Origin of the sequence: Photobacterium sp. CCB-ST2H9, from assembly GCF_023151555.2 — a bacterium.
GTDB lineage: Bacteria > Pseudomonadota > Gammaproteobacteria > Enterobacterales > Vibrionaceae > Photobacterium.
On the sequence record NZ_CP100425.1, the window covers coordinates 3159366 to 3173851 of the forward strand.

5 tRNA genes and 7 rRNA genes are annotated in these 14486 nt (G+C 52.1%); all 12 read right to left on the reverse strand.

Features of this window, described 5'->3' with window-relative positions:
* Window positions 1–88: 88 nt before the first annotated feature.
* A 23S ribosomal RNA gene (locus L4174_RS14480) occupies window positions 89–2973 on the reverse strand.
* A gap of 295 nt (window positions 2974–3268) precedes the next feature.
* A tRNA-Val gene (locus L4174_RS14485) sits at window positions 3269–3344 on the reverse strand.
* Between the two features lie 28 nt (window positions 3345–3372).
* Window positions 3373–3448, reverse strand: a tRNA-Lys gene (locus L4174_RS14490).
* Between the two features lies 1 nt (window position 3449).
* A tRNA-Glu gene (locus tag L4174_RS14495) sits at window positions 3450–3525 on the reverse strand.
* A 98-nt stretch (window positions 3526–3623) separates the two neighbouring features.
* Window positions 3624–5175 (reverse strand): 16S ribosomal RNA (locus tag L4174_RS14500).
* Window positions 5176–5561: 386 nt separating this feature from the next.
* Window positions 5562–5677, reverse strand: a 5S ribosomal RNA gene (rrf, locus tag L4174_RS14505).
* A gap of 98 nt (window positions 5678–5775) precedes the next feature.
* A 23S ribosomal RNA gene (locus tag L4174_RS14510) occupies window positions 5776–8660 on the reverse strand.
* Window positions 8661–8897: 237 nt separating this feature from the next.
* A tRNA-Ala gene (locus tag L4174_RS14515) sits at window positions 8898–8973 on the reverse strand.
* Window positions 8974–9018: 45 nt separating this feature from the next.
* Window positions 9019–9095: transfer RNA gene (locus L4174_RS14520), tRNA-Ile, on the reverse strand.
* Window positions 9096–9164: 69 nt separating this feature from the next.
* Window positions 9165–10716 (reverse strand): 16S ribosomal RNA (locus tag L4174_RS14525).
* 385 nt (window positions 10717–11101) lie between these two features.
* Window positions 11102–11217: ribosomal RNA gene (rrf, locus tag L4174_RS14530) — 5S ribosomal RNA — on the reverse strand.
* Window positions 11218–11315: 98 nt separating this feature from the next.
* Window positions 11316–14200, reverse strand: a 23S ribosomal RNA gene (locus L4174_RS14535).
* Together the 16S, 23S and 5S rRNA genes with 5 tRNA genes alongside form the textbook arrangement of a ribosomal RNA operon.
* Between the last annotated feature and the right edge of the window lie 286 nt (window positions 14201–14486).

Genomic DNA, 14486 nt, shown 5'->3' on the forward strand with positions numbered 1-14486 from the left:
TTCAACAATCTCGGAAATATCTGACTAAGTTCTCAGCACATCATTCAAGTGCTCATGGAGTCCGTACTTAAAACCCCTTGGGTGTTGTATGGTTAAGCCTCACGGGCAATTAGTACAGGTTAGCTGAGCGCCTCACAACGCTTACACACCCTGCCTATCAACGTTCTAGTCTCGAACAGCCCTTCAGGAGACTCAAAGTCTCAGGGATGACTCATCTCAGGGCCAGCTTCCCGCTTAGATGCTTTCAGCGGTTATCTGTTCCGAACTTAGCTACCGGGCAATGCGTCTGGCGACACAACCCGAACACCAGCGGTTCGTTCACTCCGGTCCTCTCGTACTAGGAGCAACTCCCTTCAATCATCCAGCGCCCACGGCAGATAGGGACCGAACTGTCTCACGACGTTCTAAACCCAGCTCGCGTACCACTTTAAATGGCGAACAGCCATACCCTTGGGACCGACTTCAGCCCCAGGATGTGATGAGCCGACATCGAGGTGCCAAACACCGCCGTCGATATGAACTCTTGGGCGGTATCAGCCTGTTATCCCCGGAGTACCTTTTATCCGTTGAGCGATGGCCCTTCCATTCAGAACCACCGGATCACTATGACCTGCTTTCGCACCTGCTCGAACCGTCATTCTCGCAGTTAAGCGGGCTTATGCCATTGCACTAACCTCACGATGTCCGACCGTGATTAGCCCACCTTCGTGCTCCTCCGTTACGCTTTGGGAGGAGACCGCCCCAGTCAAACTACCCACCAGGCACTGTCCGCACCCCGGATAACGGGGCGACGTTAGAACATCAACACTACAAGGGTGGTATTTCAAGGACGGCTCCACAGATACTGGCGTACCTGCTTCGAAGCCTCCCACCTATCCTACACATGTAGGGTCAATGTTCAGTGCCAAGCTGTAGTAAAGGTTCACGGGGTCTTTCCGTCTAGCCGCGGGTACGCAGCATCTTCACTGCGATTTCAATTTCACTGAGTCTCGGGTGGAGACAGCGTGGCCATCATTACGCCATTCGTGCAGGTCGGAACTTACCCGACAAGGAATTTCGCTACCTTAGGACCGTTATAGTTACGGCCGCCGTTTACCGGGGCTTCGATCAAGAGCTTCTCCGAAGATAACCCCATCAATTAACCTTCCGGCACCGGGCAGGCGTCACACCGTATACGTCATCTTTCGATTTTGCACAGTGCTGTGTTTTTAATAAACAGTTGCAGCCACCTGGTATCTGCGACTGCCAGCAGCTCCAAGAGCAAGTCTCTTCACCGCCGGCAGCGTACCTTCTCCCGAAGTTACGGTACCATTTTGCCTAGTTCCTTCACCCGAGTTCTCTCAAGCGCCTTGGTATTCTCTACCCGACCACCTGTGTCGGTTTGGGGTACGATTCCTTACTATCTGAAGCTTAGAGGCTTTTCCCGGAAGCATGGCATCAATGACTTCATCACCGTAGTGACTCGACATCGGGTCTCAGCCTTGAGATGGTCCGGATTTGCCTAAACCATCAGCCTACACCCTTGAACCAGGACAACCGTCGCCTGGCCCACCTAGCCTTCTCCGTCCCCCCATCGCAATAGTAAGAAGTACGGGAATATTAACCCGTTTCCCATCGACTACGCCTTTCGGCCTCGCCTTAGGGGTCGACTTACCCTGCCCCGATTAACGTTGGACAGGAACCCTTGGTCTTCCGGCGGGGAGGTTTTTCACCCCCCTTGTCGTTACTCATGTCAGCATTCGCACTTCTGATACGTCCAGCATGCCTTACAGCACACCTTCAGCCGCTTACAGAACGCTCCCCTACCCAATACGATAAATCGCATTGCCGCAGCTTCGGTGTATCACTTAGCCCCGTTAAATCTTCCGCGCAGGCCGACTCGACCAGTGAGCTATTACGCTTTCTTTAAATGATGGCTGCTTCTAAGCCAACATCCTGGCTGTCTGAGCCTTCCCACATCGTTTCCCACTTAGTGATACTTTGGGACCTTAGCTGGCGGTCTGGGTTGTTTCCCTCTCCACGACGGACGTTAGCACCCGCCGTGTGTCTCCCGGATAGTACTTACTGGTATTCGGAGTTTGCAAAGGGTTGGTAAGTCGGGATGACCCCCTAGCCTTAACAGTGCTCTACCCCCAGTAGTATTCGTCCGAGGCGCTACCTAAATAGCTTTCGGGGAGAACCAGCTATCTCCAGGTTTGATTGGCCTTTCACCCCTAGCCACAAGTCATCCGCTAATTTTTCAACATTAGTCGGTTCGGTCCTCCAGTAAGTGTTACCTCACCTTCAACCTGCCCATGGCTAGATCACCTGGTTTCGGGTCTAATCCCAGCAACTGCACGCCCAGTTAAGACTCGGTTTCCCTACGGCTCCCCTATACGGTTAACCTTGCTACTGAAATTAAGTCGCTGACCCATTATACAAAAGGTACGCAGTCACCCCGAAGGGCTCCTACTGCTTGTACGTACACGGTTTCAGGTTCTTTTTCACTCCCCTCACAGGGGTTCTTTTCGCCTTTCCCTCACGGTACTGGTTCACTATCGGTCAGTCAGGAGTATTTAGCCTTGGAGGATGGTCCCCCCATCTTCAGACAAGATAACACGTGTCCCGTCCTACTCGTTTTCACGTTTAAGGCATCGTCGGTTACGGGGCTGTCACCCTGTATCGCGGCACTTTCCAGAGCCTTCACCTGACACAAAAAACGCTTAAGGGCTAATCCGGTTTCGCTCGCCGCTACTGCCGGAATCTCGGTTGATTTCTCTTCCTCGGGGTACTTAGATGTTTCAGTTCCCCCGGTTCGCCTCACCAGGCTATGTATTCACCTGATGATAACCGCTTATGCGGCTGGGTTTCCCCATTCGGAAATCGGTGACTCAAGTGGCTCTTACTGCCTCATCACCGCTTATCGCAAGTTAGTACGTCCTTCATCGCCTCTGACTGCCCAGGCATCCACCGTGTACGCTTAGTCACTTAACCATACAACCCCAAGAGGTTTCGTATGTTCAAACAACCAAGGTTTGATTTGTTTCGCCGGACTCTTCTTACACAAGACACTTGAATGTGTTTTGCTTGAGAACTCTGTTTCTTTCGAAACAGTTTGATTCAATCTCAAAGATTGAATTTACTAGTCAGCTTTCCAGATTGTTAAAGAGCATTGTGTTGTTTATCTTGCGACGAACTTCACTTTCTAAAGACTTTCAACGACGCGAAATCGATCCAACAACATAATGCTATTGAATCTGCCAATCCGTGCAGAAAAGTACTTAGAGAGTGGTGGGCGATACCGGGCTCGAACCAGTGACCCCCTCCTTGTAAGGGAGGTGCTCTCCCAACTGAGCTAATCGCCCACGGAGTTTTACATTCCCGTGGCAGGAATGGTGGGTCGTGCAGGATTCGAACCTGCGACCAATTGATTAAAAGTCAACTGCTCTACCAACTGAGCTAACGACCCGTGGCGTCCCATAGGGGAGTCGAACCCCTGTTACCGCCGTGAAAGGGCGGTGTCCTAGGCCTCTAGACGAATGGGACTTCTAATTCGTACTGATGCTGTTGGGCAGCACCAGTGGCTCTCTACATTTCGACCAGGCAATCTGTGTGGACACTGCGATAACAACGCAGTCTTTAGGTAAGGAGGTGATCCAGCCCCAGGTTCCCCTAGGGCTACCTTGTTACGACTTCACCCCAGTCATGAACCACACCGTGGTAAACGCCCTCCCGAAGGTTAAGCTATCTACTTCTGGTGCAGCCCACTCCCATGGTGTGACGGGCGGTGTGTACAAGGCCCGGGAACGTATTCACCGTGGCATTCTGATCCACGATTACTAGCGATTCCGACTTCATGGAGTCGAGTTGCAGACTCCAATCCGGACTACGACGTACTTTGTGGGATTCGCTCACTATCGCTAGTTGGCAGCCCTCTGTATACGCCATTGTAGCACGTGTGTAGCCCTACTCGTAAGGGCCATGATGACTTGACGTCGTCCCCACCTTCCTCCGGTTTATCACCGGCAGTCTCCCTGGAGTTCCCACCCGAAGTGCTGGCAAACAAGGATAAGGGTTGCGCTCGTTGCGGGACTTAACCCAACATTTCACAACACGAGCTGACGACAGCCATGCAGCACCTGTCTCAGAGTTCCCGAAGGCACCAAAGCATCTCTGCTAAGTTCTCTGGATGTCAAGAGTAGGTAAGGTTCTTCGCGTTGCATCGAATTAAACCACATGCTCCACCGCTTGTGCGGGCCCCCGTCAATTCATTTGAGTTTTAATCTTGCGACCGTACTCCCCAGGCGGTCTACTTAACGCGTTAGCTCCGAAAGCCAGTGTTCAAGACACCAACCTCCAAGTAGACATCGTTTACGGCGTGGACTACCAGGGTATCTAATCCTGTTTGCTCCCCACGCTTTCGCATCTGAGCGTCAGTCTTTGTCCAGGGGGCCGCCTTCGCCACCGGTATTCCTTCAGATCTCTACGCATTTCACCGCTACACCTGAAATTCTACCCCCCTCTACAAGACTCTAGCATGCCAGTTCCAAATGCGATTCCGAGGTTGAGCCCCGGGCTTTCACATCTGGCTTAACACGCCGCCTGCATGCGCTTTACGCCCAGTAATTCCGATTAACGCTCGCACCCTCCGTATTACCGCGGCTGCTGGCACGGAGTTAGCCGGTGCTTCTTCTGCAGCTAACGTCAAGGATGAGCACTGTTAATACTCACCCCTTCCTCACTGCTGAAAGTGCTTTACAACCCGAAGGCCTTCTTCACACACGCGGCATGGCTGCATCAGGGTTTCCCCCATTGTGCAATATTCCCCACTGCTGCCTCCCGTAGGAGTCTGGACCGTGTCTCAGTTCCAGTGTGGCTGATCATCCTCTCAGACCAGCTAGGGATCGTCGCCTAGGTGAGCCGTTACCCCACCTACTAGCTAATCCCACCTGGGCCAATCTTAGCGCGCGAGGCCCGAAGGTCCCCCGCTTTGCTCCGTAGAGATTATGCGGTATTAGCCATCGTTTCCAATGGTTATCCCCCACACTAAGGCATGTTCCCAGGCATTACTCACCCGTCCGCCGCTCGCCGCCCATGACGTCCCCCGAAGGTTCAGTCATGTCGCTGCCGCTCGACTTGCATGTGTTAGGCCTGCCGCCAGCGTTCAATCTGAGCCATGATCAAACTCTTCAATTAGAATTTTGTTGCCTTTCCGAAGAAAGGCGGCTCAGTGATTACTGATAAATTGACTGTGCCGGTAACCCTTTCGAAAAAGTGCTACCAATTGGTCACTCAGTTCACTGATAAAATCTTTTGACTGCATCATTGTCGAGTGCCCACACAGATTGCATGGTCAAATTGTTAAAGAACGTTGACTTTCAATGCTTTAGCGCGTTTCGCTTCAGCAAGTCAGGACGCGTATATTACGCTTCCCTCCCTTGAAGTCAAGACAAAATTTTCATCTTTTTTCGTCCCGGTCCGCGACCGGTCAAAAAGCAAAAACTCTGTGTTGACTCCGCTCACGAAGCATTCACTCCGAAGCGAAGAAAAAGCCCGTCCGCGACGGGCTTTTCGAAGAGAGCGCCTGGCGATGTCCTACTCTCACATGGGGAGACCCCACACTACCATCGGCGCTGCTGCGTTTCACGTCTGAGTTCGGCATGGGATCAGGTGGTTCCACAGCGCTATGGTCGCCAGGCAAAATTTGTTCAACAATCTCGGAAAAATCTGACTAAAGTTCTCAGCACATCATTCAAGTGCTCATGGAGTCCGTACTTAAAACCCCTTGGGTGTTGTATGGTTAAGCCTCACGGGCAATTAGTACAGGTTAGCTGAGCGCCTCACAACGCTTACACACCCTGCCTATCAACGTTCTAGTCTCGAACAGCCCTTCAGGAGACTCAAAGTCTCAGGGATGACTCATCTCAGGGCCAGCTTCCCGCTTAGATGCTTTCAGCGGTTATCTGTTCCGAACTTAGCTACCGGGCAATGCGTCTGGCGACACAACCCGAACACCAGCGGTTCGTTCACTCCGGTCCTCTCGTACTAGGAGCAACTCCCTTCAATCATCCAGCGCCCACGGCAGATAGGGACCGAACTGTCTCACGACGTTCTAAACCCAGCTCGCGTACCACTTTAAATGGCGAACAGCCATACCCTTGGGACCGACTTCAGCCCCAGGATGTGATGAGCCGACATCGAGGTGCCAAACACCGCCGTCGATATGAACTCTTGGGCGGTATCAGCCTGTTATCCCCGGAGTACCTTTTATCCGTTGAGCGATGGCCCTTCCATTCAGAACCACCGGATCACTATGACCTGCTTTCGCACCTGCTCGAACCGTCATTCTCGCAGTTAAGCGGGCTTATGCCATTGCACTAACCTCACGATGTCCGACCGTGATTAGCCCACCTTCGTGCTCCTCCGTTACGCTTTGGGAGGAGACCGCCCCAGTCAAACTACCCACCAGGCACTGTCCGCACCCCGGATAACGGGGCGACGTTAGAACATCAACACTACAAGGGTGGTATTTCAAGGACGGCTCCACAGATACTGGCGTACCTGCTTCGAAGCCTCCCACCTATCCTACACATGTAGGGTCAATGTTCAGTGCCAAGCTGTAGTAAAGGTTCACGGGGTCTTTCCGTCTAGCCGCGGGTACGCAGCATCTTCACTGCGATTTCAATTTCACTGAGTCTCGGGTGGAGACAGCGTGGCCATCATTACGCCATTCGTGCAGGTCGGAACTTACCCGACAAGGAATTTCGCTACCTTAGGACCGTTATAGTTACGGCCGCCGTTTACCGGGGCTTCGATCAAGAGCTTCTCCGAAGATAACCCCATCAATTAACCTTCCGGCACCGGGCAGGCGTCACACCGTATACGTCATCTTTCGATTTTGCACAGTGCTGTGTTTTTAATAAACAGTTGCAGCCACCTGGTATCTGCGACTGCCAGCAGCTCCAAGAGCAAGTCTCTTCACCGCCGGCAGCGTACCTTCTCCCGAAGTTACGGTACCATTTTGCCTAGTTCCTTCACCCGAGTTCTCTCAAGCGCCTTGGTATTCTCTACCCGACCACCTGTGTCGGTTTGGGGTACGATTCCTTACTATCTGAAGCTTAGAGGCTTTTCCCGGAAGCATGGCATCAATGACTTCATCACCGTAGTGACTCGACATCGGGTCTCAGCCTTGAGATGGTCCGGATTTGCCTAAACCATCAGCCTACACCCTTGAACCAGGACAACCGTCGCCTGGCCCACCTAGCCTTCTCCGTCCCCCCATCGCAATAGTAAGAAGTACGGGAATATTAACCCGTTTCCCATCGACTACGCCTTTCGGCCTCGCCTTAGGGGTCGACTTACCCTGCCCCGATTAACGTTGGACAGGAACCCTTGGTCTTCCGGCGGGGAGGTTTTTCACCCCCCTTGTCGTTACTCATGTCAGCATTCGCACTTCTGATACGTCCAGCATGCCTTACAGCACACCTTCAGCCGCTTACAGAACGCTCCCCTACCCAATACGATAAATCGCATTGCCGCAGCTTCGGTGTATCACTTAGCCCCGTTAAATCTTCCGCGCAGGCCGACTCGACCAGTGAGCTATTACGCTTTCTTTAAATGATGGCTGCTTCTAAGCCAACATCCTGGCTGTCTGAGCCTTCCCACATCGTTTCCCACTTAGTGATACTTTGGGACCTTAGCTGGCGGTCTGGGTTGTTTCCCTCTCCACGACGGACGTTAGCACCCGCCGTGTGTCTCCCGGATAGTACTTACTGGTATTCGGAGTTTGCAAAGGGTTGGTAAGTCGGGATGACCCCCTAGCCTTAACAGTGCTCTACCCCCAGTAGTATTCGTCCGAGGCGCTACCTAAATAGCTTTCGGGGAGAACCAGCTATCTCCAGGTTTGATTGGCCTTTCACCCCTAGCCACAAGTCATCCGCTAATTTTTCAACATTAGTCGGTTCGGTCCTCCAGTAAGTGTTACCTCACCTTCAACCTGCCCATGGCTAGATCACCTGGTTTCGGGTCTAATCCCAGCAACTGCACGCCCAGTTAAGACTCGGTTTCCCTACGGCTCCCCTATACGGTTAACCTTGCTACTGAAATTAAGTCGCTGACCCATTATACAAAAGGTACGCAGTCACCCCGAAGGGCTCCTACTGCTTGTACGTACACGGTTTCAGGTTCTTTTTCACTCCCCTCACAGGGGTTCTTTTCGCCTTTCCCTCACGGTACTGGTTCACTATCGGTCAGTCAGGAGTATTTAGCCTTGGAGGATGGTCCCCCCATCTTCAGACAAGATAACACGTGTCCCGTCCTACTCGTTTTCACGTTTAAGGTATCGTCGGTTACGGGGCTGTCACCCTGTATCGCGGCACTTTCCAGAGCCTTCACCTGACACAAAAAACGCTTAAGGGCTAATCCGGTTTCGCTCGCCGCTACTGCCGGAATCTCGGTTGATTTCTCTTCCTCGGGGTACTTAGATGTTTCAGTTCCCCCGGTTCGCCTCATCAGGCTATGTATTCACCTGATGATAACCGCTTATGCGGCTGGGTTTCCCCATTCGGAAATCGGTGACTCAAGTGGCTCTTACTGCCTCATCACCGCTTATCGCAAGTTAGTACGTCCTTCATCGCCTCTGACTGCCCAGGCATCCACCGTGTACGCTTAGTCACTTAACCATACAACCCCAAGAGGTTTCGTATGTTCAAACAACCAAGGTTTGATTTGTTTCGCCGGACTCTTCTTACACAAGACACTTGAATGTGTTTTGCTTGAGAACTCTGTTTCTTTCGAAACAGTTTGATTCAATCTCAAAGATTGAATTTACTAGTCAGCTTTCCAGATTGTTAAAGAGCAGTGTGAATTATCGACAGATAACCACTTTCTAAAGATTCTCGGGGAAAACCCTTAAAGAGTGGTGGAGCTAAGCAGGATCGAACTGCTGACCTCCTGCGTGCAAGGCAGGCGCTCTCCCAGCTGAGCTATAGCCCCATCGAGTTTTGCAAGAGTGTTCAACCACTGTGTTTGGGAAAACAGTGGTGGGTCTGAGTGGACTTGAACCACCGACCTCACCCTTATCAGGGGTGCGCTCTAACCACCTGAGCTACAGACCCTTCTCTTGCGCTCTTTACATTTTAACCAGGCAATCTGTGTGGACACTGCGAAACAACGCAGTCTTTAGGTAAGGAGGTGATCCAGCCCCAGGTTCCCCTAGGGCTACCTTGTTACGACTTCACCCCAGTCATGAACCACACCGTGGTAAACGCCCTCCCGAAGGTTAAGCTATCTACTTCTGGTGCAGCCCACTCCCATGGTGTGACGGGCGGTGTGTACAAGGCCCGGGAACGTATTCACCGTGGCATTCTGATCCACGATTACTAGCGATTCCGACTTCATGGAGTCGAGTTGCAGACTCCAATCCGGACTACGACGTACTTTGTGGGATTCGCTCACTATCGCTAGTTGGCAGCCCTCTGTATACGCCATTGTAGCACGTGTGTAGCCCTACTCGTAAGGGCCATGATGACTTGACGTCGTCCCCACCTTCCTCCGGTTTATCACCGGCAGTCTCCCTGGAGTTCCCACCCGAAGTGCTGGCAAACAAGGATAAGGGTTGCGCTCGTTGCGGGACTTAACCCAACATTTCACAACACGAGCTGACGACAGCCATGCAGCACCTGTCTCAGAGTTCCCGAAGGCACCAAAGCATCTCTGCTAAGTTCTCTGGATGTCAAGAGTAGGTAAGGTTCTTCGCGTTGCATCGAATTAAACCACATGCTCCACCGCTTGTGCGGGCCCCCGTCAATTCATTTGAGTTTTAATCTTGCGACCGTACTCCCCAGGCGGTCTACTTAACGCGTTAGCTCCGAAAGCCAGTGTTCAAGACACCAACCTCCAAGTAGACATCGTTTACGGCGTGGACTACCAGGGTATCTAATCCTGTTTGCTCCCCACGCTTTCGCATCTGAGCGTCAGTCTTTGTCCAGGGGGCCGCCTTCGCCACCGGTATTCCTTCAGATCTCTACGCATTTCACCGCTACACCTGAAATTCTACCCCCCTCTACAAGACTCTAGCATGCCAGTTCCAAATGCGATTCCGAGGTTGAGCCCCGGGCTTTCACATCTGGCTTAACACGCCGCCTGCATGCGCTTTACGCCCAGTAATTCCGATTAACGCTCGCACCCTCCGTATTACCGCGGCTGCTGGCACGGAGTTAGCCGGTGCTTCTTCTGCAGCTAACGTCAAGGATGAGCACTATTAATACTCACCCCTTCCTCACTGCTGAAAGTGCTTTACAACCCGAAGGCCTTCTTCACACACGCGGCATGGCTGCATCAGGGTTTCCCCCATTGTGCAATATTCCCCACTGCTGCCTCCCGTAGGAGTCTGGACCGTGTCTCAGTTCCAGTGTGGCTGATCATCCTCTCAGACCAGCTAGGGATCGTCGCCTAGGTGAGCCGTTACCCCACCTACTAGCTAATCCCACCTGGGCCAATCTTAGCGCGCGAGGCCCGAAGGTCCCCCGCTTTGCTCCGTAGAGATTATGCGGTATTAGCCATCGTTTCCAATGGTTATCCCCCACACTAAGGCATGTTCCCAGGCATTACTCACCCGTCCGCCGCTCGCCGCCCATAACGTCCCCCGAAGGTTCAGTCATGTCGCTGCCGCTCGACTTGCATGTGTTAGGCCTGCCGCCAGCGTTCAATCTGAGCCATGATCAAACTCTTCAATTAGAATTTTGTTGCCTTTCCGAAGAAAAGCGGCTCAGTGATTACTGATAAATTGACTGTGCCGAAGCTCTAATAAAAGAACTTTCGATTTGGTCACTCAGTTCACTGATAAAATCTTTTTGACTGTATCATTGTCGAGTGCCCACACAGATTGCATGGTCAAATTGTTAAAGAACGTTGACTTTCAATGCTTTAGCGCGTTTCGCTTCAGCAAGTCAGGACGCGTATATTACGCTTCCCTCCGTTGAAGTCAAGACAAAATTTTCATCTTTTTTCGTCCCGGTCCGCGACCGGTCAAAAAGCAAAAACTCTGTGTTGACTCCGCTCACGAAGCATTCACTCCGGAGCGAAGAAAAAGCCCGTCCGCGACGGGCTTTTCGAAGAGAGCACCTGGCGATGTCCTACTCTCACATGGGGAGACCCCACACTACCATCGGCGCTGCTGCGTTTCACGTCTGAGTTCGGCATGGGATCAGGTGGTTCCACAGCGCTATGGTCGCCAGGCAAAATTTGTTCAACAATCTCGGAAAAATCTGACTAAAGTTCTCAGCACATCATTCAAGTGCTCATGGAGTCCGTACTTAAAACCCCTTGGGTGTTGTATGGTTAAGCCTCACGGGCAATTAGTACAGGTTAGCTGAGCGCCTCACAACGCTTACACACCCTGCCTATCAACGTTCTAGTCTCGAACAGCCCTTCAGGAGACTCAAAGTCTCAGGGATGACTCATCTCAGGGCCAGCTTCCCGCTTAGATGCTTTCAGCGGTTATCTGTTCCGAACTTAGCTACCGGGCAATGCGTCTGGCGACACAACCCGAACACCAGCGGTTCGTTCACTCCGGTCCTCTCGTACTAGGAGCAACTCCCTTCAATCATCCAGCGCCCACGGCAGATAGGGACCGAACTGTCTCACGACGTTCTAAACCCAGCTCGCGTACCACTTTAAATGGCGAACAGCCATACCCTTGGGACCGACTTCAGCCCCAGGATGTGATGAGCCGACATCGAGGTGCCAAACACCGCCGTCGATATGAACTCTTGGGCGGTATCAGCCTGTTATCCCCGGAGTACCTTTTATCCGTTGAGCGATGGCCCTTCCATTCAGAACCACCGGATCACTATGACCTGCTTTCGCACCTGCTCGAACCGTCATTCTCGCAGTTAAGCGGGCTTATGCCATTGCACTAACCTCACGATGTCCGACCGTGATTAGCCCACCTTCGTGCTCCTCCGTTACGCTTTGGGAGGAGACCGCCCCAGTCAAACTACCCACCAGGCACTGTCCGCACCCCGGATAACGGGGCGACGTTAGAACATCAACACTACAAGGGTGGTATTTCAAGGACGGCTCCACAGATACTGGCGTACCTGCTTCGAAGCCTCCCACCTATCCTACACATGTAGGGTCAATGTTCAGTGCCAAGCTGTAGTAAAGGTTCACGGGGTCTTTCCGTCTAGCCGCGGGTACGCAGCATCTTCACTGCGATTTCAATTTCACTGAGTCTCGGGTGGAGACAGCGTGGCCATCATTACGCCATTCGTGCAGGTCGGAACTTACCCGACAAGGAATTTCGCTACCTTAGGACCGTTATAGTTACGGCCGCCGTTTACCGGGGCTTCGATCAAGAGCTTCTCCGAAGATAACCCCATCAATTAACCTTCCGGCACCGGGCAGGCGTCACACCGTATACGTCATCTTTCGATTTTGCACAGTGCTGTGTTTTTAATAAACAGTTGCAGCCACCTGGTATCTGCGACTGCCAGCAGCTCCAAGAGCAAGTCTCTTCACCGCCGGCAGCGTACCTTCTCCCGAAGTTACGGTACCATTTTGCCTAGTTCCTTCACCCGAGTTCTCTCAAGCGCCTTGGTATTCTCTACCCGACCACCTGTGTCGGTTTGGGGTACGATTCCTTACTATCTGAAGCTTAGAGGCTTTTCCCGGAAGCATGGCATCAATGACTTCATCACCGTAGTGACTCGACATCGGGTCTCAGCCTTGAGATGGTCCGGATTTGCCTAAACCATCAGCCTACACCCTTGAACCAGGACAACCGTCGCCTGGCCCACCTAGCCTTCTCCGTCCCCCCATCGCAATAGTAAGAAGTACGGGAATATTAACCCGTTTCCCATCGACTACGCCTTTCGGCCTCGCCTTAGGGGTCGACTTACCCTGCCCCGATTAACGTTGGACAGGAACCCTTGGTCTTCCGGCGGGGAGGTTTTTCACCCCCCTTGTCGTTACTCATGTCAGCATTCGCACTTCTGATACGTCCAGCATGCCTTACAGCACACCTTCAGCCGCTTACAGAACGCTCCCCTACCCAATACGATAAATCGCATTGCCGCAGCTTCGGTGTATCACTTAGCCCCGTTAAATCTTCCGCGCAGGCCGACTCGACCAGTGAGCTATTACGCTTTCTTTAAATGATGGCTGCTTCTAAGCCAACATCCTGGCTGTCTGAGCCTTCCCACATCGTTTCCCACTTAGTGATACTTTGGGACCTTAGCTGGCGGTCTGGGTTGTTTCCCTCTCCACGACGGACGTTAGCACCCGCCGTGTGTCTCCCGGATAGTACTTACTGGTATTCGGAGTTTGCAAAGGGTTGGTAAGTCGGGATGACCCCCTAGCCTTAACAGTGCTCTACCCCCAGTAGTATTCGTCCGAGGCGCTACCTAAATAGCTTTCGGGGAGAACCAGCTATCTCCAGGTTTGATTGGCCTTTCACCCCTAGCCACAAGTCATCCGCTAATTTTTCAACATTAGTCGGTTCGGTCCTCCAGTAAGTGTTACCTCACCTTCAACCTGCCCATGGCTAGATCACCTGGTTTCGGGTCTAATCCCAGCAACTGCACGCCCAGTTAAGACTCGGTTTCCCTACGGCTCCCCTATACGGTTAACCTTGCTACTGAAATTAAGTCGCTGACCCATTATACAAAAGGTACGCAGTCACCCCGAAGGGCTCCTACTGCTTGTACGTACACGGTTTCAGGTTCTTTTTCACTCCCCTCACAGGGGTTCTTTTCGCCTTTCCCTCACGGTACTGGTTCACTATCGGTCAGTCAGGAGTATTTAGCCTTGGAGGATGGTCCCCCCATCTTCAGACAAGATAACACGTGTCCCGTCCTACTCGTTTTCACGTTTAAGGTATCGTCGGTTACGGGGCTGTCACCCTGTATCGCGGCACTTTCCAGAGCCTTCACCTGACACAAAAAACGCTTAAGGGCTAATCCGGTTTCGCTCGCCGCTACTGCCGGAATCTCGGTTGATTTCTCTTCCTCGGGGTACTTAGATGTTTCAGTTCCCCCGGTTCGCCTCACCAGGCTATGTATTCACCTGATGATAACCGCTTATGCAGCTGGGTTTCCCCATTCGGAAATCGGTGACTCAAGTGGCTCTTACTGCCTCATCACCGCTTATCGCAAGTTAGTACGTCCTTCATCGCCTCTGACTGCCCAGGCATCCACCGTGTACGCTTAGTCACTTAACCATACAACCCCAAGAGGTTTCGTATGTTCAAACAACCAAGGTTTGATTTGTTTCGCCGGACTCACTTTGCTTTCACTTTTGAAAAGTGAAGACAAAAAATACAAGACACTTGAATGTGTTTTGCTTGAGAACTCTGTTTCTTTCGAAACAGTTGATTCAATCTCAAAGATTGAATTTACTAGTCAGCTTTCCAGATTGTTAAAGAGCATTAAAGCAAACAGCTTTAATCAATAGCGGATGCCATTCATTAAGGCTTTCTGCTTTTCTTTGAACGATTTCACCAAGCA